At 57.8% G+C, this 21,452-nt stretch carries 25 protein-coding genes; 22 read left to right on the top strand and 3 right to left on the bottom strand.

All coding sequences use genetic code 11. The features are described from left to right. Window positions 1–8 precede the first annotated feature (8 nt). From AC2FNR_RS07385 to AC2FNR_RS07305, 17 genes are all read left to right on the top strand, one after another. The gene (locus AC2FNR_RS07385) at window positions 9–230 is read left to right on the top strand and encodes a DUF5337 domain-containing protein (RefSeq protein WP_170752163.1); all 222 of its coding nucleotides are present in this window, start codon (window positions 9–11) and stop codon (window positions 228–230) included. 12 nt (window positions 231–242) lie between these two features. Next, complete coding sequence (gene nuoF / locus AC2FNR_RS07380) at window positions 243–1,541, top strand: NADH-quinone oxidoreductase subunit NuoF (protein ID WP_170352617.1); 1,299 nt, start codon at window positions 243–245, stop codon at window positions 1,539–1,541. A 6-nt stretch (window positions 1,542–1,547) separates the two neighbouring features. Beyond that, window positions 1,548–1,964: an MAPEG family protein gene (locus AC2FNR_RS07375; protein WP_496848546.1), complete on the top strand. Its 417-nt coding sequence runs from the start codon at window positions 1,548–1,550 to the stop codon at window positions 1,962–1,964. Continuing rightward, on the top strand, window positions 1,964–2,350 hold the full coding sequence (locus AC2FNR_RS07370) for a hypothetical protein (protein ID WP_496848545.1): 387 nt from the start codon (window positions 1,964–1,966) through the stop codon (window positions 2,348–2,350). The genes AC2FNR_RS07375 and AC2FNR_RS07370 overlap by 1 nt, the downstream gene beginning before the upstream one ends. Before the next feature lie 98 nt (window positions 2,351–2,448). Continuing rightward, the gene (locus AC2FNR_RS07365; RefSeq protein WP_496848544.1) at window positions 2,449–2,853 is read left to right on the top strand and encodes a DUF5333 domain-containing protein; all 405 of its coding nucleotides are present in this window, start codon (window positions 2,449–2,451) and stop codon (window positions 2,851–2,853) included. Window positions 2,854–2,858: 5 nt separating this feature from the next. Beyond that, on the top strand, window positions 2,859–4,880 hold the full coding sequence (nuoG, locus tag AC2FNR_RS07360) for an NADH-quinone oxidoreductase subunit NuoG (RefSeq protein ID WP_496848543.1): 2,022 nt from the start codon (window positions 2,859–2,861) through the stop codon (window positions 4,878–4,880). Window positions 4,881–5,084: 204 nt separating this feature from the next. Continuing rightward, window positions 5,085–6,122, top strand: coding sequence for an NADH-quinone oxidoreductase subunit NuoH (gene nuoH / locus AC2FNR_RS07355; RefSeq protein ID WP_170352620.1), 1,038 nt, complete (start codon window positions 5,085–5,087; stop codon window positions 6,120–6,122). Between the two features lies 1 nt (window position 6,123). Next, window positions 6,124–6,618: an NADH-quinone oxidoreductase subunit NuoI gene (gene nuoI / locus AC2FNR_RS07350; protein WP_039524264.1), complete on the top strand. Its 495-nt coding sequence runs from the start codon at window positions 6,124–6,126 to the stop codon at window positions 6,616–6,618. Then, window positions 6,615–7,025, top strand: coding sequence for a carboxymuconolactone decarboxylase family protein (locus tag AC2FNR_RS07345; RefSeq protein WP_170752155.1), 411 nt, complete (start codon window positions 6,615–6,617; stop codon window positions 7,023–7,025). Before nuoI ends, AC2FNR_RS07345 begins: the two co-directional genes overlap by 4 nt. Next, window positions 7,022–7,624: an NADH-quinone oxidoreductase subunit J gene (locus AC2FNR_RS07340; RefSeq protein WP_170752153.1), complete on the top strand. Its 603-nt coding sequence runs from the start codon at window positions 7,022–7,024 to the stop codon at window positions 7,622–7,624. The genes AC2FNR_RS07345 and AC2FNR_RS07340 overlap by 4 nt, the downstream gene beginning before the upstream one ends. A 123-nt stretch (window positions 7,625–7,747) precedes the next feature. Then, the gene (gene nuoK, locus AC2FNR_RS07335) at window positions 7,748–8,053 is read left to right on the top strand and encodes an NADH-quinone oxidoreductase subunit NuoK (RefSeq protein ID WP_496848542.1); all 306 of its coding nucleotides are present in this window, start codon (window positions 7,748–7,750) and stop codon (window positions 8,051–8,053) included. A 7-nt stretch (window positions 8,054–8,060) separates the two neighbouring features. After that, window positions 8,061–10,202: an NADH-quinone oxidoreductase subunit L gene (gene nuoL, locus AC2FNR_RS07330; RefSeq protein WP_496848541.1), complete on the top strand. Its 2,142-nt coding sequence runs from the start codon at window positions 8,061–8,063 to the stop codon at window positions 10,200–10,202. Next, window positions 10,202–11,746, top strand: a complete 1,545-nt coding sequence (locus AC2FNR_RS07325; protein WP_170352624.1) for an NADH-quinone oxidoreductase subunit M — start codon at window positions 10,202–10,204, stop codon at window positions 11,744–11,746. Before nuoL ends, AC2FNR_RS07325 begins: the two co-directional genes overlap by 1 nt. Window positions 11,747–11,759: 13 nt before the next feature. Then, complete coding sequence (gene nuoN / locus AC2FNR_RS07320) at window positions 11,760–13,202, top strand: NADH-quinone oxidoreductase subunit NuoN (protein WP_480869305.1); 1,443 nt, start codon at window positions 11,760–11,762, stop codon at window positions 13,200–13,202. 54 nt (window positions 13,203–13,256) lie between these two features. After that, window positions 13,257–14,006 (top strand): biotin--[acetyl-CoA-carboxylase] ligase, encoded by a 750-nt coding sequence (locus AC2FNR_RS07315; protein WP_496848540.1) that lies wholly within the window; start codon window positions 13,257–13,259, stop codon window positions 14,004–14,006. An 11-nt stretch (window positions 14,007–14,017) separates the two neighbouring features. Continuing rightward, window positions 14,018–14,797: a type III pantothenate kinase gene (locus AC2FNR_RS07310; protein ID WP_170352627.1), complete on the top strand. Its 780-nt coding sequence runs from the start codon at window positions 14,018–14,020 to the stop codon at window positions 14,795–14,797. Beyond that, window positions 14,794–16,461: a ribonuclease J gene (locus AC2FNR_RS07305; protein ID WP_496848539.1), complete on the top strand. Its 1,668-nt coding sequence runs from the start codon at window positions 14,794–14,796 to the stop codon at window positions 16,459–16,461. The genes AC2FNR_RS07310 and AC2FNR_RS07305 overlap by 4 nt, the downstream gene beginning before the upstream one ends. 8 nt (window positions 16,462–16,469) lie before the next feature. Here AC2FNR_RS07305 and AC2FNR_RS07300 read toward each other — a convergent pair whose 3' ends face one another. Further along, window positions 16,470–17,171 (bottom strand): NUDIX hydrolase, encoded by a 702-nt coding sequence (locus AC2FNR_RS07300; RefSeq protein ID WP_170752132.1) that lies wholly within the window; start codon window positions 17,169–17,171, stop codon window positions 16,470–16,472. A 28-nt stretch (window positions 17,172–17,199) separates the two neighbouring features. Further along, window positions 17,200–17,595 (bottom strand): DUF983 domain-containing protein, encoded by a 396-nt coding sequence (locus tag AC2FNR_RS07295; protein WP_170352630.1) that lies wholly within the window; start codon window positions 17,593–17,595, stop codon window positions 17,200–17,202. 189 nt (window positions 17,596–17,784) lie between these two features. Here AC2FNR_RS07295 and AC2FNR_RS07290 point away from each other — a divergent pair, with 189 nt between their 5' ends. The 4 genes from AC2FNR_RS07290 to AC2FNR_RS07275 are packed head-to-tail and all read left to right on the top strand — an operon-like array spanning window position 17,785 to window position 19,683. Then, on the top strand, window positions 17,785–18,252 hold the full coding sequence (locus AC2FNR_RS07290; RefSeq protein WP_496848538.1) for an EF-hand domain-containing protein: 468 nt from the start codon (window positions 17,785–17,787) through the stop codon (window positions 18,250–18,252). 6 nt (window positions 18,253–18,258) lie between these two features. Next, window positions 18,259–18,879 carry an RNA polymerase sigma factor gene (locus AC2FNR_RS07285; RefSeq protein WP_170752127.1) on the top strand — a complete coding sequence of 207 codons (621 nt, stop codon included), beginning with the start codon at window positions 18,259–18,261 and terminating at the stop codon, window positions 18,877–18,879. Continuing rightward, window positions 18,860–19,213, top strand: a complete 354-nt coding sequence (locus tag AC2FNR_RS07280; RefSeq protein ID WP_496848537.1) for a hypothetical protein — start codon at window positions 18,860–18,862, stop codon at window positions 19,211–19,213. The genes AC2FNR_RS07285 and AC2FNR_RS07280 overlap by 20 nt, the downstream gene beginning before the upstream one ends. Beyond that, window positions 19,210–19,683, top strand: a complete 474-nt coding sequence (locus tag AC2FNR_RS07275) for a periplasmic heavy metal sensor (RefSeq protein ID WP_496848536.1) — start codon at window positions 19,210–19,212, stop codon at window positions 19,681–19,683. Before AC2FNR_RS07280 ends, AC2FNR_RS07275 begins: the two co-directional genes overlap by 4 nt. Before the next feature lie 4 nt (window positions 19,684–19,687). Here AC2FNR_RS07275 and AC2FNR_RS07270 read toward each other — a convergent pair whose 3' ends face one another. Next, window positions 19,688–21,076 (bottom strand): diguanylate cyclase, encoded by a 1,389-nt coding sequence (locus tag AC2FNR_RS07270; RefSeq protein WP_170752254.1) that lies wholly within the window; start codon window positions 21,074–21,076, stop codon window positions 19,688–19,690. 87 nt (window positions 21,077–21,163) lie between these two features. On the opposite strand from AC2FNR_RS07270, the gene AC2FNR_RS07265 reads away from it, so the two are divergent. Further along, on the top strand, window positions 21,164–21,448 hold the full coding sequence (locus AC2FNR_RS07265) for a DUF3572 domain-containing protein (RefSeq protein WP_480869291.1): 285 nt from the start codon (window positions 21,164–21,166) through the stop codon (window positions 21,446–21,448). Window positions 21,449–21,452: the final 4 nt, after the last annotated feature.

The raw sequence follows: 21,452 nt of genomic DNA, 5'->3' as shown, positions 1-21,452 counted from the left end.
AGGGTAAGATGGATAAGGACAAGGAACTGGCCATAGCCCGAAAGGGCCGACATATCGGCATTGTCATTGCGGTGACGATGGTGATTTGGCTTGCCATGAACCTTTTCATCGGTCCCGCGCTGGGTTTGACCGCTCGGTATGCGCTGCTGTTTGATTTCGCCGCACTGGCGGGTTTCATCTATGCGGGCGTCAACATATTTCAACTCTGGCGTATGCGTCAGGACAGCTGAAGGTAACACGCGATGCTGAAGGATCAGGACCGGATCTTTACCAACATCTACGGGATGCATGAGCGCACATTGCGGGGCGCACAGGCGCGCGGGCATTGGGACGGCACGGCTGGCCTGATCGAAAAGGGCCGCGACTGGATCATCCAGACGATGAAGGACTCGGGCCTGCGAGGTCGCGGCGGGGCGGGCTTTCCGACCGGTTTGAAATGGTCGTTCATGCCCAAGGAAAGCGACGGTCGCCCGGCTTACCTGGTTGTGAACGCCGACGAATCCGAACCCGGTACTTGCAAAGACCGAGAGATCATGCGCCATGATCCGCACACGCTGATCGAGGGTTGCCTGATCGCGTCTTTCGCGATGAATGCGCATACTTGCTACATCTATCTGCGCGGCGAATACATTCGTGAGCGTGAGGCCCTGCAGGCAGCGATTGACGAAGCATATGATGCGGGCCTGTTGGGCAAGAACGCGGCAGGCTCGGGCTGGGATTTCGACCTGTTCCTGCATCACGGTGCCGGGGCCTATATCTGCGGCGAGGAAACCGCCCTGATCGAGAGCCTTGAGGGCAAGAAGGGCATGCCCCGGATGAAGCCTCCGTTCCCGGCGGGCGCTGGCCTCTATGGCTGCCCGACGACCGTGAATAATGTGGAATCGATCGCCGTTGTGCCGACGATCCTGCGCCGGGGCGCAGATTGGTTTGCGGGCTTTGGTCGCCAGAACAATGCAGGCACCAAGCTGTTTGCGATCTCGGGCCATGTGAACAACCCCTGCGTCGTCGAAGAGGCGATGTCGATCTCGTTCGAAGAGCTGATCGAGACCCATTGCGGCGGTATTCGCGGCGGCTGGGACAATTTGCTGGCGGTGATTCCGGGCGGCTCGTCAGTTCCGTGTGTGCGCGGCGAGAATATGCGCGACGCAATCATGGATTTTGATTACCTGCGCAACGATCTGGGCTCGGGGCTTGGGACGGCTGCGGTGATCGTGATGGACAAGTCCACTGATATCATCAAGGCGATTTGGCGGCTGTCGAAGTTCTACAAGCACGAAAGCTGTGGCCAGTGTACGCCTTGCCGCGAAGGTACTGGCTGGATGATGCGCGTCATGGACCGTCTGGTGCGCGGCGAGGCCGAGCTGGAAGAGATCGACATGCTGTTCGATGTGACCAAACAGGTCGAAGGTCACACAATCTGCGCCTTGGGCGACGCGGCCGCTTGGCCGATTCAAGGCCTGATCCGCAACTTCCGCGAAGAGATCGAGGATCGCATAAAGGCGCAGAAATCCGGTCGCACCGGCGCGATGGCGGCGGAGTAACTTTTGATGGAGACCTTTGCAGAATACGGTCATGCTGTTGCATCGGTGGTGATTTTCACCCTAGTCGTGCTGTTTATGGCTCCGTTCACAGCCCTGGCAAAGCAGGGCAAAGGACTTGCGCCCGGTGCAACGCCTGAACAGGACTACTCGGATAAGGCGTATCGTCTGAACCGTGCCTATCTGAATGGGACCGAAACACTGCCAGCCTATGTCGCCGTAACGTTTGCCGCTATTCTGATGGGTGCCAATCCATTCTGGGTAAACCTGCTGGCTTCGCTTGCCTTGGTTGCGCGGCTGGTAATGCTGTTTGTCCATATTCGTGGACTTGGTCGCCCAAACAGTGGCTTAAGGTCCGTTCTCTACGTGATTGGCTGGGCTTGCATGGTCGTAATGGGCATCATTGCACTGGTGGCGGCATTCTGATGGTTGCAAGTCGGATGCTTCGGAACAAGACCTTTGGGGCAGGCGTAGTCCGGTCGGTCGCCCTTGGCGCGTTATTTGCGGTCTCGGCCTGTGGACTGATAACCCCATCTTCGGATCAGGTTAGGTTTGATGGCCAGTATTTCCGCACCAAGGTGAAGCCGGTCGACAAGAAAAGGTCACCTACAGAATTCACAGTGGTGGTCAACGGCGTCTCTGCTTCCTTGGACGGGGCCCGTGAGGCAGGGCGCTTTGAAGGAACAAAGTTCTGTATCACCAGTTTTGGGTCATCTCGCATCGACTGGGCTGTTGGTCCGGACACCGAGCCTGAAAAGTTGCGCGTGGTAGACGATAAATTGACCTTTGCAGGGCGGTGTCGCCGTCCATGATGCAGATGCAGACATATCATGCTGGGTTGCGGCAGGCGTTATTGCATAACGTCCAGCCCGCAGGTCGTCTTGGTGGAACCAAGACGAAAGGATATGTCATGCAAGTACTAAAAGCTCTGACGGTTTTCGCAGTATTGGGCATTCCTGCCCTGGCTGAGGCGAAACCGCCTTTGCGCGAAGTCAAAGAGATTGACGACGAACTCTATTACATCGCGATCGCAAACGAGATTTCGGAACTCTGCCCGTCGATCAGCGGGCGCCGTCTGAAGGCGATTGGTGTGATGTGGGACCTTAGGTCCAAAGCGAATAAACTGGGGTATTCGGACACGGAAATCCGGGCCTATGTGGACTCGGACGCCGAAAAGGACCGTATGCGCGCCAAAGGCGAAGCGTATCTGGCCGCCAATGGCGTATCTTACGACAACCCCACTTCCTTTTGCTCGTTGGGCAAGAAGGAAATCGATAGAAACAGCGCCATTGGCGTGTATTTGAGGGCGAACTGAAAGCCATGTCTGACCTCCGCAAAGTGAATATCGATGGGCAGGAAATCGAAGTTGATGGCTCGATGACCCTGATCCAAGCTTGTGAAGAGGCCGGGGTCGAGGTCCCGCGTTTCTGCTACCACGAGCGTCTTTCTATTGCCGGAAACTGCCGGATGTGTCTGGTCGAAGTCGTCGGGGGACCGCCGAAACCGGCGGCGTCCTGCGCGATGCAGGTGCGCGACCTGCGTCCTGGGCCGGAAGGTCAGGCGCCGGTGGTCAAGACGAACTCGCCCATGGTTAAGAAGGCCCGCGAAGGGGTGATGGAGTTCCTGCTGATCAATCACCCGCTGGATTGCCCCATCTGCGATCAGGGTGGCGAATGTGATCTGCAGGATCAGGCGATGGCCTACGGTGTTTCGGGCTCGCGCTTCAAGGAAGCCAAACGCGCGGTTGATGATCTGGATTTGGGGCCATTGGTCGGCACCGCGATGACGCGCTGCATCAGCTGCACGCGCTGTGTGCGCTTCACTACCGAGGTCGCCGGGATCACCCAGATGGGCCAGACCGGGCGCGGTGAAGATGCCGAGATCACCTCGTATCTAAACGAGACTCTGCAATCGAATCTGCAGGGGAACATCATCGATTTGTGCCCGGTTGGGGCGCTGACCTCGAAGCCTTACGCCTTTACCGCCCGTCCGTGGGAATTGACCAAGACCGAAAGCGTCGATGTCATGGATGCTCTGGGCTCGAACATTCGCGTAGACACCAAGGGACGCGAAGTGATGCGGTTCCTTCCGCGCAACCATGATGGCGTGAACGAGGAATGGATCAGCGACAAGACGCGGTTTGTCTGGGATGGGCTGCGTCGCCAGCGTCTTGACAAGCCTTACGTGCGCGAGAATGGCAAATTGCGCCCGGCGACCTGGCCCGAGGCTTTGACCAAAGCTGCCGAAGCGCTGAAAGGAGCCGAGAAACCCGCCGGTATCGTGGGAGATCTGGCCCCGGTTGAGGCTGCGTTTGCCCTGAAACAGATGATCGAGGGGCAGGGCGGTGTTGTCGAATGCCGTACCGACGGTGCTAAGTTGCCTGCGGGCAATCGTGGGGCTTATGCCGGCACCGCCGCGATCGAAGATATCGACTCGGCGGAACGCATTTTGCTGATCGGCACCAACCCGCGCGACGAAGCGCCGGTTCTGAACGCGCGTATTCGCAAAGCGTGGGCGCATGGGGCCGAAGTGGCCCTGGTCGGGCCCGCTGCGGAACTGACGTATCCCTACCATCATATGGGTGACGACCGCGCCGCCCTGCAGGCTGCCGTGGATATGGGCGGTGATGATGAGATCAAGGGCAAGCCGTCACTGGTGATCGTTGGTCAGGGTGCGCTGCAAGAGGCTGACGGGGCCGCCGTTCTGGCCGCAGCGCAAGCCATTGCCGCCAACACCGAAAGCGGCCTGATCGTTCTGCACACCGCAGCATCGCGTGTCGGCGCAATGGACGTGGACGCGACGAACGACAGCGGCATGGACGCAGTCAGCGCTGCAGACGTGATCTACAATCTGGGCGCGGATGAGGTCGAGATTGGTGAGGGTGCCTTTGTCATCTATCAGGGCAGCCACGGAGATCGGGGTGCACACCGTGCCGACGTGATCCTGCCTGGCGCGGCCTACACCGAGGAAAACGGCCTGTTCGTCAACACCGAAGGTCGCCCGCAACTGGCCATGCGTGCTGGCTTTGCGCCCGGTGAGGCCAAGGAAAACTGGGCGATCCTGCGTGCGCTCTCGGCCGAGCTGGGTGCCACATTGCCTTTCGACTCGCTGGCGCAATTGCGCACCACTCTGATCGAGGCGGTTCCACATCTGGCTCGCGTTGATGAGGTGATCGAGAACGAAGCTCAGGTGTTGGATGCAGGTCCACTAGGCAAGGCAACCTTCCGCTATGCCGTCAAGGATTTCTATCTGACCAACCCGATTGCCCGGGCGTCGCAGTTGATGGCCGAGCTCTCGGCGCAGGCGCTGGCTCTTAAAGCCGAGAAGATTGCAGCGGAATGAACCAGAACTGTTTCATATCGCAAGGTAAGGCGACTGCCGGGTGGCAGTACGCCGCGCCTGATTTGTGTGTGAAACTCAAGATTAAGGGTGGCGCAATGGCGACAGATGCTGTTTACACCAACGCGCCGACCCAGCCGCTAAATGCGCAGGCATCTGGCCTTCGTATCGCGCGCGTAAAACGGAATACCCACGGTGTGAGGACCAATGGCTGAATTCTTTAACACCCCAGGCGGAATAGCCATCATCATTCTGGCGCAAGTGCTTGCAGTCGTTGCCTTTGTGATGATCTCTCTGTTGTTCCTCGTCTATGGCGACCGCAAGATTTGGGCGGCGGTCCAGATGCGCCGGGGGCCCAACGTGGTGGGTGTCTATGGCTTGCTGCAATCGGTGGCGGATGCGCTGAAATACGTGGTGAAAGAGGTTGTCATTCCGGCAGGTGCCGACCGCACGGTCTTTATGCTGGCGCCGCTGACATCCTTCGTGCTTGCGATGATCGCCTGGGCGGTGATCCCGTTCAACGATGGCTGGGTTCTGTCCGACCTGAACGTGGCGATCCTTTATGTCTTTGCTGTATCGTCGTTGGAAGTTTATGGCGTGATTATGGGCGGTTGGGCGTCGAACTCAAAGTACCCATTCCTTGGGTCACTGCGGTCTGCCGCGCAGATGATTTCGTACGAGGTCTCGTTGGGCCTGATCATCATCGGCGTGATCATCTCGACCGGGTCGATGAATTTTGGAAACATCGTCGAGGCACAGGACGGTCGGTTTGGCTTCTTTAGCTGGTACTGGCTGCCGCATTTCCCGATGGTGTTCCTGTTCTTCATCTCGGCGTTGGCCGAAACCAACCGACCACCCTTTGACCTGCCCGAGGCGGAATCGGAACTGGTCGCAGGCTATCAGGTCGAGTACTCGGCCACGCCCTTCCTGCTGTTCATGGCAGGGGAATACATCGCCATCTTCCTGATGTGCGCGTTGATCTCTCTGCTGTTCTTTGGTGGCTGGCTGTCGCCAATCCCCGGCCTGCCGGATGGCGTTTTGTGGATGGTCGCCAAGATGGCGTTCTTCTTCTTCCTCTTCGCGATGGTCAAGGCGATCACGCCCCGCTACCGCTACGACCAGCTGATGCGTCTGGGGTGGAAGGTGTTCCTGCCATTCTCGCTGGTATGGGTGGTTTTCGTGGCCTTTGCGGCGAAATTCGACTGGTTCTGGGGTGCGTTCGCCCGTTGGAGCGTAGGAGGCTGATATGACCCAAATCGACTATACCCGCGCCGCTAAGTACTTTCTGCTGCAGGACTTCTGGGTCGGGATGAAACTGGGTCTGAAGTACTTCTTTGCCCCGAAGGCCACCGTGAATTACCCGCATGAAAAGGGACCGCTGTCCCCTCGTTTTCGTGGCGAACACGCCCTGCGCCGTTATCCAAACGGCGAGGAACGCTGCATCGCCTGTAAACTGTGCGAGGCGATCTGCCCGGCCCAGGCCATCACCATCGACGCCGAACCGCGCGAAGACGGCAGCCGCCGCACCACGCGGTATGATATCGACATGACCAAGTGTATCTATTGCGGCTTCTGCCAGGAGGCCTGCCCGGTCGATGCCATCGTCGAAGGTCCGAATTTCGAATTCGCCACGGAAACCCGCGAAGAGCTGTTCTACGACAAGGAAAAACTGCTCGACAACGGTGAACGCTGGGAAGCCGAGATCGCCCGCAATCTGGAAATGGATGCGCCGTACCGATGAATGACACGCCGACAAATCCGTTCGAGCTGATGATGCGTCAGGCTCAGGACATGGCCAAGGCGATGAACCCGGCGATGGAGAACTTCTCGCCCAAAGGGTTCGAGGCGCTTTGGCCGACCATGCCAAAAGAGATCATGGAGATGATGTTCGGCAACACCGTCAACAAGGACGGACTGGACGCCAAAACCCGCCTGTTGCTGACGCTGGCCGGGCTGACCTGTCAGGGCGCGCAGGCCGATACCGCGGTGCGTCAAACCGTGCGTCACGCTCTGGAAGCCGGGGCCAGAAAACAAGAGATCGTGGAAACGATCGGTCAGATGTCGGTGTTTGCTGGCATCCCGGCCATGACCCGTGCGCTGGATCTGGCGCAAGAGGTCATGGACGACAACAAGGATGAGGATCAATGACCGTCTTTGCCTTTTATCTGTTTGCCATTAGCGCCATCACCGGCGGCCTGTTCACGGTGATCAGCCGCCAGCCGGTGCACTCAGTGCTTTGGCTGATACTGTCCTTCCTGTCCTCGGCGGGGCTGTTCGTGCTGCTGGGGGCTGAGTTCGTGGCGATGCTGCTGATCATCGTCTATGTGGGCGCGGTCGCGGTGTTGTTCCTGTTCGTGGTGATGATGCTGGACGTCGACTTTGCCGAGCTTAAGGCCGAGATGGCGCGTTATATGCCGCTGGCATTGCTGATCGGTCTGGTCATCCTGATGCAGTTCGTCATGGCGTTCGGTGCATGGGACAGCGCGCAAGGCGTTGAGGCCAATCTGGCCCAACCGGTTCCGACCGACCGCCACAACACCGAGGCGCTGGGTGTCATCCTTTACGACCAATACTTCCTTCTGTTCCAACTGGCGGGTCTGATCCTGCTGGTGGCTATGATTGGCGCCATCGTACTGACCCTTCGCCACCGTCAGGACATCAAACGTCAGGACATCATCGGCCAAATGATGCGCGACCCGGCCAAGGCGATGGAGCTGAAGGACGTGAAACCGGGGCAGGGGTTGTGACATTGCCGCTGGTACTTCCAATGGAGTACCGGCTGCTAAAAATACTAATTGCGGTGCCTGTTGTACTTGGTTGGATCGGGTATAGGGCCGCGAAAAACAGGAAACGAATGGGACCGAAAGAAAATGATCGGACTTGAACATTACCTGACTGTGGCGGCGACGCTGTTCGTCATCGGCATCTTCGGTCTCTTCCTGAACCGCAAGAACGTCATCATCCTGCTGATGAGCATCGAGTTGATGCTTTTGGCGGTGAATATCAACCTCGTGGCGTTTTCCAGTTTCCTGGGCGATCTGGTCGGACAGGTGTTTACGCTGTTTGTCCTGACAGTTGCGGCCGCCGAGGCGGCGATTGGTCTGGCCATTCTGGTCTGCTTCTTCCGCAACCGTGGCACCATCTCGGTTGAAGACGTCAATATGATGAAGGGCTAAGAGAACTATGGAAACCACCATCCTCTTTGCCCCGCTGGTGGGCGCGTTGATCTGCGGTTTCGGCTGGCGGTTCATTGGTGAGAAAGCCGCCATGTGGACCGCAACGGGCCTGCTGTTTCTGGCCTGTCTGCTGTCGTGGATCGTGTTCTTTGCCTTCGACGGGGTGACGCAACAGATCGAGATTATGCGCTGGATCGAGAGCGGATCGTTGTCGACAAGCTGGGCCATCCGTTTGGACCGTCTGACCGCGATCATGCTGATCGTGGTGACGACGGTTTCGGCGCTCGTGCACCTCTATTCCTTCGGCTACATGGATCACGACCCGCAATGGCGCGAGGGCGAGAGCTATAAGCCGCGTTTCTTCGCCTATCTGTCCTTCTTTACCTTCGCGATGCTGATGCTGGTGACGGCGGACAATCTGGTGCAGATGTTCTTTGGCTGGGAAGGCGTGGGCGTAGCATCCTACTTGCTGATCGGGTTTTATTATCGCAAACCATCGGCCAATGCGGCGGCGATGAAAGCGTTTATCGTGAACCGTGTCGGCGACTTTGGCTTTGCGCTGGGGATTTTCGCGCTGTTCTTGCTGACCGACAGCATCAACTTCTCGGACATTTTCGCCTCGGCGCCCGCCTTGGCCGAAGAGAAGCTGCACTTCCTGTGGGGCGAATGGACCGCTGTTGAGGTCATCTGCGTGCTGCTGTTTATCGGCGCGATGGGGAAATCGGCGCAGTTGATCCTGCACACATGGTTGCCCGACGCGATGGAAGGCCCGACGCCTGTGTCGGCCCTGATCCACGCCGCGACCATGGTGACGGCGGGTGTGTTCCTTGTATGCCGTATGTCGCCGCTCATGGAGTTCGCGCCGGGTGCGACCGGATTCATCACCGTGCTGGGAGCTTCGACCGCGTTTTTTGCGGCGACCGTGGGTCTGGTTCAGACCGACATCAAGCGCGTCATCGCCTATTCGACCTGTTCGCAGCTGGGCTACATGTTTGTGGCCGCAGGTGTCGGCATGTATTCGGCGGCGATGTTCCACCTGTTCACACACGCGTTCTTCAAGGCGCTGTTGTTCCTTGGCGCGGGGTCCGTGATCCACGCCATGCACCACGAACAAGAGATGACTGAATATGGCGGGCTGCGCAAAAAGATCCCCTATACGTTTTGGGCGATGATGATTGGCACACTGGCCATCACAGGTGTGGGCATTCCGCTGACGACCTTCGGTTTCGCTGGCTTCCTGTCGAAGGATGCGATCATCGAGAGCGCCTATGCCGGTGGGTCTTCCTATGGCTTCTGGCTGTTGGTCGTAGCGGCGGCGTTTACGTCCTTCTACAGCTGGCGTCTGATCTTCCTGACCTTCTACGGCACGCCGCGCGGCGACAAACATACGCATGACCATGCGCATGAAAGCCCGATGGTCATGCTGGTGCCGCTGGGCGTTCTCTCGCTGGGCGCGGTCTTTGCGGGCATGATTTGGTACGGCAATTTCTTCGGCCACGCGGACAAGGTCGGCAAGTTCTATGGCATCCCGGTGGCTGAGGCGTCGGAACATGCCGAGGCCGGTGATCACGGCAAAGCCGACGCGCATGGCGATGATAGCCACGCAGATGAAAGCCACGGCGATGACCACGCGGATGACGGTCATGGTGAAAAGGATGCTCATGGCGATCATCACTATGTTTTCGCAGGTGAGCCGGGCGAGGGCGCGCTGTATATGGCGCCGGACAACCATGTGCTGGACGATGCGCATGCGGCGCCTAAGTGGGTCAAGTTTTCACCCTTTGTTGCGATGCTGCTGGGCTTTGCGATGGCCTATTGGTTCTACATCGTGAACCCGTCTCTGCCAGGACGTCTGGCAGCGAACCAGCGGCCGCTGTACCTGTTCCTGCTGAACAAGTGGTACTTTGACGAAATCTACAATGTGATCTTCGTCAAACCCACCGTTGCGCTTGGACGGTTCCTGTGGAAACGCGGCGATGGCAACACCATTGACGGCTTCCTGAACGGGATCGCCATGGGCGTTGTTCCCTTCTTAACCCGCCTCGCAGGCAAGGCGCAGACGGGCTACATCTTTACTTATGCCTTCTGGATGGTCTTGGGGATTGCAGCCCTTGTCACCTGGATGTCGATCGGCGGAGGCGCACACTAATGGATAATATCCTCTCGATCGTTACTTTCATCCCCGCAGTGGCAGCGGCCATTCTGGCCCTGTTCCTGCACGGAGATGACGACGCCGCGCAGCGCAACGCGAAATGGGTCGCGCTGGTGGCGACCACGGTGACGTTCCTTGTCTCGATTGGCATCTATACAGGCTTTGACCCCTCGAACACCGGATTTCAGATGGTGGAAGAGGGTGAGTGGCTGCTGGGCCTGAAATACAAGATGGGCGTGGACGGCATCAGCGTGTTGTTCGTGCTGCTGACCACTTTCATCATGCCGCTGACCATTCTGGCCAGCTGGAATGTGACCGACCGGGTCAAGGAATACATGATCGCCTTCCTGCTGCTGGAAACGCTGATGCTGGGCGTGTTCATGGCACTGGATCTGGTGCTGTTCTACCTGTTCTTCGAGGCTGGTCTGATCCCGATGTTCCTGATCATCGGCATCTGGGGCGGGGCGAACCGCATCTATGCCAGCTTCAAATTCTTCCTCTATACCTTCCTCGGCTCGGTGCTGATGCTGGTGGCGATGGTTGCCATGTACGCGGATGCAGGCACCACGGATATCGAAGCACTGATGAGCCATCAGTTCTCGTCTGAAAGCTTCAGCGTGATGGGTGTCTATATTGTCGGCGGAATGCAGACGCTGATGTTCCTGGCGTTCTTTGCATCTTTCGCGGTGAAAATGCCAATGTGGCCGGTGCATACCTGGTTGCCAGACGCGCACGTGCAGGCCCCGACGGCGGGCTCGGTCGTTCTGGCGGCGATTCTGCTGAAGATGGGCGGCTATGGCTTCCTACGGTTCAGCTTGCCGATGTTCCCAGTGGGCTCGGCGGTGATGACCGATCTGGTGCTGTGGATGTCGGCGATTGCGGTTGTCTACACCTCGCTGGTGGCGCTGGTGCAGGAGGATATGAAAAAGCTGATCGCCTATTCTTCGGTCGCGCATATGGGTTTTGTGACCATGGGGATTTTTGCGGCGAACCAGCAGGGGATTGATGGCGCGATCTTCCAGATGATCAGCCACGGGTTCATCTCGGCGGCGTTGTTCCTGTGTGTCGGCGTGATCTATGACCGGATGCACACCCGTGACATTGACGCATATGGCGGCTTGGTGATCCGGATGCCCGCTTATGCGCTGGTCTTCATGCTGTTCACCATGGCGAATGTCGGTCTGCCTGGCACCTCGGGCTTTATCGGCGAATTCCTGACCTTGATGGGAGCCTTCCAGGTCAACACATGGGTAACGGCGGTGGCTGCGACCGGGGTGATCTTCTCGGCCGGGTATGCGCTGTGGCTATACCGTCGAGTGGTCTTTGGCGATCTGATCAAGGAAAGCCTCAAGGCGATGACGGACATGAGCTCGCGCGAGCGGCTGATCTTTGCACCGCTGATCGTGATGACCATCCTGCTGGGTGTCTATCCGTCGCTGGTAACCGATGTGATCGGCGACTCGACCGCCGCACTGATTTCGAACTATGACACGGCTCTGGCCGCGGCTGAGGCCGTGATCCAGACAGCCGCTTCGCATTAAGGGAGCTTCGGAGATGATCCAAGCTGATCTGACAATCATCCTGCCAGAGATCGTTCTGGCCGTATATGCGATGGCGGCGCTGATCGGGGCTGTCTACACCACAAAAGACGGGCTGGCCCCGGTTCTGGTCTGGGCGACCTCGGGCCTGATGGCGCTGCTGGCGATTTGGATCGCCACCAATGGCGACGGCACCAACGTGGCCTTCAATGGCATGTTCGTCGATGACGGGTTCTCGCGCTTTGCCAAGGTAGCGATCCTGCTATCTGCGGCAGCCGTTCTGTTGATGAGCCAGGATTACATGTCGCGTCGCGGGCTGTTGCGGTTCGAATACCCCTTGCTGGTGGCACTTGCCGCCGTGGGTATGATGATGATGGTCAGCGCCGGTGATCTGATGTCCCTGTATATGGGGTTGGAGCTGCAATCGCTGGCGCTGTACGTCGTGGCCGCTCTGCGCCGCGACAGTGCAAAATCCACCGAGGCTGGTCTGAAGTATTTCGTTCTGGGCGCGCTAAGCTCGGGCTTGTTGCTGTACGGTGCGTCGCTTGTATATGGCTTCACGGGCACCACGCTGTTCTCGGGCATCATCCAGACGGTCCATCACGGAGACGTCTCGGTCGGACTGCTGTTTGGCCTGATCTTCCTGATCTCGGGGCTGGCCTTCAAAGTGTCAGCCGTGCCGTTCCACATGTGGACGCCGGACGTATACGAAGGCTCACCGACACCAATCACCGCTTTCTTCGCTACCGCGCCGAAAGTGGCGGCGATGGCGCTATTTGCGCGGCTGCTGCATGACGCGTTCGGCGGCGTGATCAAGGACTGGCAGCAGGTGATCGTTCTGCTCTCGGTCTTGTCGATGCTGTTGGGTGCAGTGGCTGCGATCGGGCAGCGTGACATCAAGCGACTGATGGCGTTTTCGTCGATTGCGCATATGGGCTATGCGCTGATCGGTCTGGCGGCGGGTACGGAAATGGGCGTCAAGGCGATGCTGATGTATCTGGCGATCTATGTGACCATGAATATCGGCACCTTTGCGTTCATCCTGATGATGGAGCGGGACGGTAAGCCCGTCACGGATATTGACGCGCTGCGGCAGTATTCCAAACGTGACCCGGGCAAGGCGCTTGCGGTTCTGATTCTGATGTTCAGCCTTGCGGGCGTACCGCCGATGCTGGGTTTCTTCGCCAAGTTCGGCGTTTGGCAGGCCGGTGTCAGCGCGGGCCTGACGGGTCTGGTGATCGTGTCGGCCATCGCATCGGTCATCGGTGCGTTCTATTACCTGCGGATCGTGTTCTACATGTATTTCGGCGAAGAAAACGAAGACCCGATTGAAACGCGCTCGACGCCTGTTCTGTGGGTCGCCCTGATGGGGTCGGCTGCTTTGATGCTGGTGGGAATTTTCTACCAATTTGGTGTTGAAGGCGCGGCAGCTGCTGCGGCGGCGACGCTTGTCAATTAACCCTGAAATCACACAAATCAGAGGGGCTCGGTCGTTGGACCGGGCCTTTTTACCATGACGGATTGGCCACAAGGTTACGGTTTGCATGTGTTGCAAACGGTTGACAGTACGTTGAACGAAGCTTCGCGCATCGCACCAACGGCGGCGGGGCCAGTGTGGATCATGGCCTATAACCAAACTGCGGCGCGTGGACGTCGGGGACGTGCATGGGCCAATCCCGTTGGAAACCTGGCTGCCACTTTATTGATGCGACCAAGTGGTAATCCCGAACAAGCAGCGTTGCGGAGCTTTGTTGCAGCCCTCGCTCTGTTTGATGCCTGTGTTGCTGCCTCGGGGCGGTCCGATGGGCTGTCTTTGAAATGGCCAAATGATGTGCTGCTGAACGGCGGAAAACTTGCGGGGATATTGCTGGAGAGTACGGGCCAAGGGCGCGACCTGTCTCACTTGGCGATTGGGATCGGGGTCAATCTGTCTCAGTCCCCACCAACCGACGCGCTGGAGGAGGGTGCGGTCCGACCCGTTTCGCTTTTGTCCGAGACCGGCGCAGACGTCATGCCCGAGGATTTCCTAACAGAGTTGGCCGCCGCGTTTGCTCGCTATGAGACGCAGTTCGTGACCTATGGGTTCGAGCCGATCCGTACGGCATGGTTGGATCGGGCCGCGCGTTTGGGCGAAGTGATTACAGCCAAAACAGCGACGTCCGAAACGATGGGCACTTTTGAAACGGTGGACGCCAGCGGTAACCTTGTTCTAAACACCGCCAAAGGCCGGGTCGCGATCCCAGCCGCCGACGTGTATTTCTGAGAGGAACGCAAATGCTTTTGGCTATTGATTGCGGCAACACAAACACTGTTTTTTCGATCTGGGATGGTAAGCAGTTTCTGTGCACGTTGCGAACCTCGACCCATCATTCCCGCACGGCAGATGCCTATTTCACATGGTATTCGACATTAGTGAAACACTACGGGATCGAGGCGGACATCACCGATGTGGTGATCGCCTCGACCGTGCCGCGCGTGGTGTTCAACCTTCGTATTTTCGCGGACCGGTTCTTTGGTTGCCGCCCGTTGGTCGTTGGCAAACCTGAATGCCTTTTGCCGGTGGCCCCGCGCATTGATGAGGGCACTATTCCTGGACCGGACAGGCTGGCCAATGCGGTTGGGGCCTTCGACAGGCATGGCGGAGACGTTGTGGTGGTCGACTTCGGGACTGCCACCAATTTCGATGTTGTGGCCTCGGATGGTGCCTACGTTGGGGGTATTATTGCGCCGGGTGTGAACCTCAGCCTTGAGGCGCTTCACCAAGGTGCTGCGGCTCTACCGCATATTGATATCACGCGCCCCGACAAAGTCATTGGTACGAATACAGTTGGCTGCATTCAATCCGGCGTGTACTGGGGGTATTCCGGCTTGATCGAGGGACTGATTGCGCGGATCAAGGCCGAGTACGGCCATCCGATGAAGGTTGTCGGAACCGGGGGGCTTGCCCCGCTTTTTGATCAGGCGGATGTAGGGTTTGACGCGATCGAAGATGATCTGACGATGCACGGACTGACCGTGATCCATCGCTATAACAAGGAAAATGGCTCAACATGAGCAGTGAACGACTGATCTATCTGCCGCTGGGCGGTGCAGGTGAAATCGGCATGAACGCCTATGTCTACGGCTATGGAAAGCACGGGCAGGAAAGGTTGATCCTCGTCGATCTTGGCGTGACCTTTCCGGATATGGATACGACGCCGGGTGTCGATCTAATCCATGCCGATATCTCTTGGCTGCAAGAGCGGGCCGACCGGCTGGAAGCGGTTTTTGTGACCCACGCGCATGAGGATCACGTCGGTGCTGTGGCCCATTGCTACGAGGTTTTGGGCGCCCCGGTTTATGCGCGCGCTTTCACCGCTAATATTGCACGCCGGAAAATGGAAGAGCAAGGCCATCCCGAAGATGCGGTTGAAACGGTTTCGCCCTGGCCCGAGCAGGTTCAGGTGGGGCCGTTCTCGGTAGGTTTCCTGCCGGTCTCGCATTCGATCCCGGAAAGTGCGGCGTTGGTAATAGATACGCCAGCGGGACGGATTGTACATTCGGGTGACTTCAAGCTGGACACCAACCCGGTGGTGGGCGAGCCTTTCGACGCCGAGTTGTGGGCCGAGATTGCCAAACCGGGCGTCAAGGCGCTGGTTTGTGACAGCACCAATGTATTCTCGCCCCATGACGGACGATCGGAATCCGAGGTTGGCCCCGAGATCACCAAGCTGGTTGAAAGCGCCGAGGGGATGGTTGTTGCAACCACCTTCGCGTCCAACGTTGCGCGGGTGAAAACCTTGGCTGAGGCTGGGCAGCGGGCCGGACGCTCGGTCGTGTTGCTGGGCCGCGCGATGCGCCGCATGATTGAGGCTGCGACCGAAACGGGTATCCTGTCGGATTTCCCCAAAGTCATCAGTGCAGAAGAGGCGGTGGACGTTCCACGCCAAAACCTGATGTTGATCGTGACTGGCAGCCAAGGCGAACGCCGTGCCGCCAGCGCGCAGCTTGCACGTGGCAAGTATCGCGGTCTGGAACTGAAAGAGGGCGATCTGTTCCTGTTTTCGTCGAAAACCATTCCGGGCAACGAGCGGGGCGTGATCTTCATCATCAACCAGCTTAGCGAAAAAGGTGTGGATGTTGTCGATGACAGCTCGGGTCTGTATCACGTGTCGGGTCATGCCAACCGTCCCGATCTTGAGAGGGTACATGCACTGATCAACCCGCAGATCGTGATCCCAATGCATGGTGAGCATCGCCACCTGCGCGAGCATGCTAAGCTGGCCGAGGCTGGAGGGCGCACCGGAATTCTGGCTGTTAATGGCACGATGTTGGATCTGACCGGCGACGCACCGAAAGTGGTGGACTATGTCGAGACGGGTCGGACTTATCTGGACGGCACTGTCAAGGTCGGCGCGCTGGACGGTGTTGTTCGTGACCGTATCCGCATGGCGCTGAATGGCCACGTGACGGTAACGGTTATTCTGGACGAAGAAGACGAGCCGCTGGGCGAGCCGTGGTGCGACACGATGGGCTTGCCCGAAATGGGATCGTCTCGTGCCGGGTTGGTTGAAGTTCTGGAAGAAGATCTGAACCAATTCCTGATGCGCGCGGATACCAAGACTCTGCGTGATGATGACAAGCTGGAAGAAGCCATGCGCCGCATCGTGCGTCAGACCGCAAAAGCTGAGATTGGTAAAAAACCCGAAGTCACGACTGTTATCAGCCGGATGAAATAAGCCCGACCTCAGTCGGTCAGAGGTATCGGATAGCCTTTGAGTTTCAAGAACAGACTTTCCTCTTCCTGATTCAACAGGAAGGGGACCGAGCTGGGCGGCGCCGGATCCAAAACCCGTGCCGCGATTTCAGCCAGGACGACTTCGGTGATAAAGGGAAGGTCGAACTCGCGCGCGCGGTCGAGTGGGATCCATTGCAGATGCGACAACTCATCCGAGGCGCGGCTGAAATCGTCCAAGTCCCCGCATATCGCCGACGCATCAACAAGAAAGAAACGGGCATCAAACCTGCGCGGGCGACCGGGTGGGGTCACCGCGCGAAAGACGAACTGCAAAGCCTCAGCCGAAGGTCGAAACCCCAGCTCGGCAAATCCGCGCCAATCCGATGGCGCGGGTTCAGGCCAATTACCCGGCTGGCCCAAGACCAGACCTGTTTCTTCCCAAAGCTCGCGAATTGCCGCCGCCGCAAGGGCACCTTGCAACCCAAGTTCCGAGCGTTCACCTAGCCGATCAAAACACACAGGTGGCAACTCGCTTGCCAGCGGTATGTCGGCATCCTCGGGGTCAACAGCTCCGCCGGGAAAGACAAATTTGTTGGGCATAAAAGCGGCCTTGGCCCCCCGTTGACCCATCAGGATCGACGGGGCGGTCTTGCGGTCGCGCAGAACAATAACCGTGGCCGCGTTGCGGATTGCGGTCTTGTCCTGAATCATATGCGGGTCAATTCGTTGGAAACAAGCATTACGCGTTCTCGAACCCGTGCATCCGACGTGCCCACTGATAGGCCACAACGGCCCCTTTTAAGCGAGGTAAAAGGAACAAGGACAACGCGGTGCACCCGATTGCGAAGATCAGAAACATGGTCAGCGGTTCTGGGCGGAATTCGACATACGTTACGTGCAGGGCGGGGGCCAGAAGGTGACCCACAAGTAGGATTGTCAGGTATGCTGGCCCGTCATCGGCGCGATGATGAAACAGTTCTTGCCCGCAATTCGAGCAGCTGTCGTTTACCGTCAGATACCCTTTCAACAGTTTGCCTTCGCCGCATTTTGGGCAACGACCGCGAAAACCTTTGAGCAACGCTGGCTTGGTGGCACGTTCCGCTTCGGGCAGAGTGTTTATCGTTTGATCTGTCATTTCGATACTCGCGGGTTTGAATAAAGCGGATATTGCGCATCTTTTGTGCAACTTAAAAGGGGGGTGCGTCGCTTTGCATCGCTGTTTTTTTCTGGGAATTTTAAAAGTTTCGCGACGGAACCCGGGCGCCGCATCGTTTGAACCCATGTAAGCAGCGGCAAAAGGGCCGCGAAAACAAAGGAAAACGATATGAAAAGCGCCAAATTCATCCCGGTAGTCCTGATCGCGGCTGTGGCCGTCACCGGCACCTCTGTACTGGCCGCAGGGCCGCGTGATCGCGAACCTGTGACTTTCCAGGAACTGGATGCCAACAGCGATGGCCAGGTGACGAAAGAAGAAATGCTGGCCCATCGCAGCAAACGCTTTACTGATGCGGATACGAACGGAGATGGGCAGTTGACCATTGAAGAGATGCAGGCCGCTGGCCAGAAAAGGGTCAATGACCGTGTGACCAAGATGTTCGAGAAGCATGACGCCAATCAGGACGGTTCTCTGAGCCAGGACGAGTTGCCGAAACCGCGCCGCGCTGACAAGATGTTTGATCGTATAGACGCGGATAGTGATGGGTCGATCTCGGAACAGGAATTTGCCGATGCGAAGGACAAGATGGGCCGGCATAACAAAAAGCGGGCAAAGTCGGACACTGACGACAGCTGATGCAGGATGGAGGCTCTGACGTCCTCATCCACTTCCATCCGCAGTCAGTCGCGTGCTGCGGATATGCCCAGCGACGATACGTTGCTGGGCCTTTTCGCACAGGGTGATGCCGCCGCTGCTCGTATTTTGACGGACCGTTTGGGGCCGCGGTGTTTGTCGGTCGCCATGCGCATGCTGGGCAATCGGGCCGAGGCCGAAGATGTTACCCAAGATGCAATGATGCGTCTGTGGAAAGTTGCGCCGGATTGGGTTTCGGGGCAGGCGAAAGTGTCGACGTGGTTGTATCGCGTGACGATGAACCTGTGCGTTGATCACTTGCGCAAGAACAAACCTGACCGGCTTGCTGACGTGCCCGAGCCAGAAGATGGCAGTCCGAGTGTAGCGGACCGTATGCAGGACGAAGCCCGCAAGGATGCGCTTCAGCTGGCACTGGAGCAGCTGCCCGAACGGCAACGTCAGGCAGTTATTTTGCGGCACATAGAAGAGCTGCCAAACCCCGAGATCGCCGGTGTCATGGGGATTTCGGTAGAAGCGGTTGAAAGCCTGACCGCACGTGGCAAGCGGGCCTTGGCCGGGATTCTGGCAGGGCGTCGCGAGGAATTGGGGTATGACGATGACCGAAGATGAAAAAAATCTGGACGAGATGTTTGCGACGGCCCGTGAGAACCGGCCTTTGCTTTCTGATGATCTGACGGTTCGTATCCTGACAGATGCAGAGCAGGTACGTCTAAATCAGATCAAAGCTGCTTACAGGCCCCGACGTTCTTATTGGGCTAGGGTGTTAGATGGTATCGGCGGCTGGCACAGCTTTGGTGGTTTGGTGGCGGCCAGCGCGGCCGGCGTTTGGATCGGCTTTGCTGCGCCCGACTTTTTGCCGGACCCTGCGACCTATATCTACCAGCAAGAAGCCGGGCTTGCTCTGGCCGATTTGGACACTTCATTTCTGGAGGGCGCGGAATGAGCGACAATCCTAAACCAAAACGCAGATGGGTGAAGGTTTTGTTGGCCGTATCTTTGGGGTTCAACCTTCTCGTGGTTGGTGTCGCCGTAGGAACTGTGCTGCGGGTCAAGGGCGGAGATCATGCCAAGGCGCCTCCGGGATTTGGATCGGCGCTGTACCGGGCCTTGCCGAAAGAGGACCGAAAGGCACTGCGTGGGCAACTTTCAGCGCGCCATAAAGCCGGATCGAAGGATCGGGTCCGGAATTTCGAGATCCTCAGTGCTGCTTTGAGGGAAGTCCCTTTTGACCCCGAGACGGTGCAAGATATCTTGTTGCAGCAGTCACAGTCTTTGGCGGAGTTGCAGTCAAACTTGCAAGGTCAATGGCTAGAGCAGGTCACCGACATGACTGACGCGGAACGCGCGCTTTACGCCGACCGCCTTGACGAGGTTGTGCGTCATGGTCCTCATGGCAAGAAGAGGAAGAATTAGTGCCTCAGGCCGCGCATTGCCTGACCCTGACTTGGTTGCGCCCTGCCTTTTTGGCAGCATAAAGCGCCGTATCGGCGGACTTGATCAGGTCATCTAGTGGCTCAGTTTGAAATGGAGTGGGCTGGGTTGTGATTAGACCGATACTGATAGTGACTGGAACGGGTTCTGTATTGTCCGGTAGCGAGAACGGTTTTTGTCTGATGCAATTACACAGTGATCGCGCAACATTGACCGCCCTCGTTTCAGTGGCATGAGGTAGCCCGATCATGAATTCTTCGCCACCAATCCGCGCGACAAAACCATCGGATCCGATTGCACGTTCCATCCGGGTTCCCGCCTCGGTCAGAACGATATCCCCGCCAGCGTGGCCATACTGGTCATTAATGGATTTGAAATGGTCTAGATCAGCCAGCATAACGGCAAAACCCTGACCTAGCTGTAACGACTTGCGCGCGATCTGATCCATAGCCCGCATGGCGTATCGGCGGTTGTGCAGACCGGTCAGAGGATCAATCCAAGATTCCGCAATTCCCCTGTGAAGCGATGCGCGCATCTGATCCATCTGGGTTTTGCGGGCAAGCCTGTTGGTCAGTCGCTGCCTAACCTCCTCAACACAGAAGCCTCCCATGCAAACCGCGTCAGCCCCCCGGTCGAGTGCTTCGGCGGCGAGCGTCGCGTTATTGCGGTCAAGTACCGCGATCAATACTGTGCGACGTGTGGCCGCTCGGGACTTCAGATCCGCCAGAACATTGAGCCCCGCCAGTGTTGTGCCGACTTCTATTACAATTGCGTCTGGGACCGGCCCTGATAAAACGCCCTGCAGGTTCGAAGAAGTGTGCGCAGAGACGTTATGTCTTGTCTGATCCGCAAGCAAATTTCGCCACGCGGCACCCGATCGCGCGGTTCTGGCCAAAACGGCCACGCGCGAAGGTTTGGGTGGCGCGATCAGACTTACTGCGGGCTCGGCGAAACCCAATGGTTGAACGTTTGTAGTTAGCTTCAGATCCTGTGTTTCAGCACGAGCGCGCAACAGGCTGCGGACCTGCGCCAGCAAAAGCGAATCCTTAAAAGGATGCACCAGCACGTCGTCCAGCCCCTCCGAAAGGGCTTTAAGCCGGGCGGCTTTGTCGTTTTGCGCCGCTATCGCAACAACAGGGACATCGGCTAAGTCCGGATCAGCCGCGAGAAGCTGTTTGACATCAGTTGCTGTTCCATCCGGCAGAGTCTGGGCCGTGAGAACCAGATCAGGCCGTGTTCGCCGTAAAAGCCCAGCCAGCCCTTCCAGTTTTTCACCTTGCACGACGTGGTACCATGCTGCGGTCAACTGAACCTTCAGCATGATGCGATTGGTCGAGGTCCCGTCGAGGACAAGGATAGTTCCCTGCACGGACATATCTGTCACCGTTGATTGCATGCGTTGTCAAAGTGTTTATGAGTCTGGTTAACAAACCCTTTCCAAGATCAATTCCGGGGTCTCTTTATGCCAATCTCTGCTCAATCTGCCGAAACGCTGGCGCTGAATGTTCTGGCTTGGCTTGCGGGAAATGAGGAATTGTTGCCTGTTTTTCTTGGGTCAACTGGCGCTTCAGCTCAGGATCTGCGTGATAGAGCTGCAGAGCCGGAGTTCCTTGGCTCGATTCTTGAATTCCTCATGCTTGACGATTCGTGGGTTGTGGAATTCTGTGACGCCAATTCTGTGCCTTATGATCTTCCCGGACAGGCGCGTGCGGTTTTGTCCGGGGCGGCAGACATGCATTGGACTTGATGAA

Source organism: Ruegeria sp. SATB045, from assembly GCF_059613525.1.
This window is presented reverse-complemented; position numbering and strand designations above follow the sequence as displayed.

Bases quoted from the DNA above. Each gene is read 5' to 3' on its own strand.
- AC2FNR_RS07385 (WP_170752163.1), top strand. From the start codon at position 9: ATGGATAAGGACAAGGAACTGGCCATAGCCCGAAAGGGCCGACATATC.
- nuoF (WP_170352617.1), top strand. From the start codon at position 243: ATGCTGAAGGATCAGGACCGGATCTTTACCAACATCTACGGGATGCAT.
- AC2FNR_RS07375 (WP_496848546.1), top strand. From the start codon at position 1,548: ATGGAGACCTTTGCAGAATACGGTCATGCTGTTGCATCGGTGGTGATT.
- AC2FNR_RS07370 (WP_496848545.1), top strand. From the start codon at position 1,964: ATGGTTGCAAGTCGGATGCTTCGGAACAAGACCTTTGGGGCAGGCGTA.
- AC2FNR_RS07365 (WP_496848544.1), top strand. From the start codon at position 2,449: ATGCAAGTACTAAAAGCTCTGACGGTTTTCGCAGTATTGGGCATTCCT.
- nuoG (WP_496848543.1), top strand. From the start codon at position 2,859: ATGTCTGACCTCCGCAAAGTGAATATCGATGGGCAGGAAATCGAAGTT.
- nuoH (WP_170352620.1), top strand. From the start codon at position 5,085: ATGGCTGAATTCTTTAACACCCCAGGCGGAATAGCCATCATCATTCTG.
- nuoI (WP_039524264.1), top strand. From the start codon at position 6,124: ATGACCCAAATCGACTATACCCGCGCCGCTAAGTACTTTCTGCTGCAG.
- AC2FNR_RS07345 (WP_170752155.1), top strand. From the start codon at position 6,615: ATGAATGACACGCCGACAAATCCGTTCGAGCTGATGATGCGTCAGGCT.
- AC2FNR_RS07340 (WP_170752153.1), top strand. From the start codon at position 7,022: ATGACCGTCTTTGCCTTTTATCTGTTTGCCATTAGCGCCATCACCGGC.
- nuoK (WP_496848542.1), top strand. From the start codon at position 7,748: ATGATCGGACTTGAACATTACCTGACTGTGGCGGCGACGCTGTTCGTC.
- nuoL (WP_496848541.1), top strand. From the start codon at position 8,061: ATGGAAACCACCATCCTCTTTGCCCCGCTGGTGGGCGCGTTGATCTGC.
- AC2FNR_RS07325 (WP_170352624.1), top strand. From the start codon at position 10,202: ATGGATAATATCCTCTCGATCGTTACTTTCATCCCCGCAGTGGCAGCG.
- nuoN (WP_480869305.1), top strand. From the start codon at position 11,760: ATGATCCAAGCTGATCTGACAATCATCCTGCCAGAGATCGTTCTGGCC.
- AC2FNR_RS07315 (WP_496848540.1), top strand. From the start codon at position 13,257: ATGACGGATTGGCCACAAGGTTACGGTTTGCATGTGTTGCAAACGGTT.
- AC2FNR_RS07310 (WP_170352627.1), top strand. From the start codon at position 14,018: ATGCTTTTGGCTATTGATTGCGGCAACACAAACACTGTTTTTTCGATC.
- AC2FNR_RS07305 (WP_496848539.1), top strand. From the start codon at position 14,794: ATGAGCAGTGAACGACTGATCTATCTGCCGCTGGGCGGTGCAGGTGAA.
- AC2FNR_RS07300 (WP_170752132.1), bottom strand. From the start codon at position 17,171: ATGATTCAGGACAAGACCGCAATCCGCAACGCGGCCACGGTTATTGTT.
- AC2FNR_RS07295 (WP_170352630.1), bottom strand. From the start codon at position 17,595: ATGACAGATCAAACGATAAACACTCTGCCCGAAGCGGAACGTGCCACC.
- AC2FNR_RS07290 (WP_496848538.1), top strand. From the start codon at position 17,785: ATGAAAAGCGCCAAATTCATCCCGGTAGTCCTGATCGCGGCTGTGGCC.
- AC2FNR_RS07285 (WP_170752127.1), top strand. From the start codon at position 18,259: ATGGAGGCTCTGACGTCCTCATCCACTTCCATCCGCAGTCAGTCGCGT.
- AC2FNR_RS07280 (WP_496848537.1), top strand. From the start codon at position 18,860: ATGACGATGACCGAAGATGAAAAAAATCTGGACGAGATGTTTGCGACG.
- AC2FNR_RS07275 (WP_496848536.1), top strand. From the start codon at position 19,210: ATGAGCGACAATCCTAAACCAAAACGCAGATGGGTGAAGGTTTTGTTG.
- AC2FNR_RS07270 (WP_170752254.1), bottom strand. From the start codon at position 21,076: ATGTCCGTGCAGGGAACTATCCTTGTCCTCGACGGGACCTCGACCAAT.
- AC2FNR_RS07265 (WP_480869291.1), top strand. From the start codon at position 21,164: ATGCCAATCTCTGCTCAATCTGCCGAAACGCTGGCGCTGAATGTTCTG.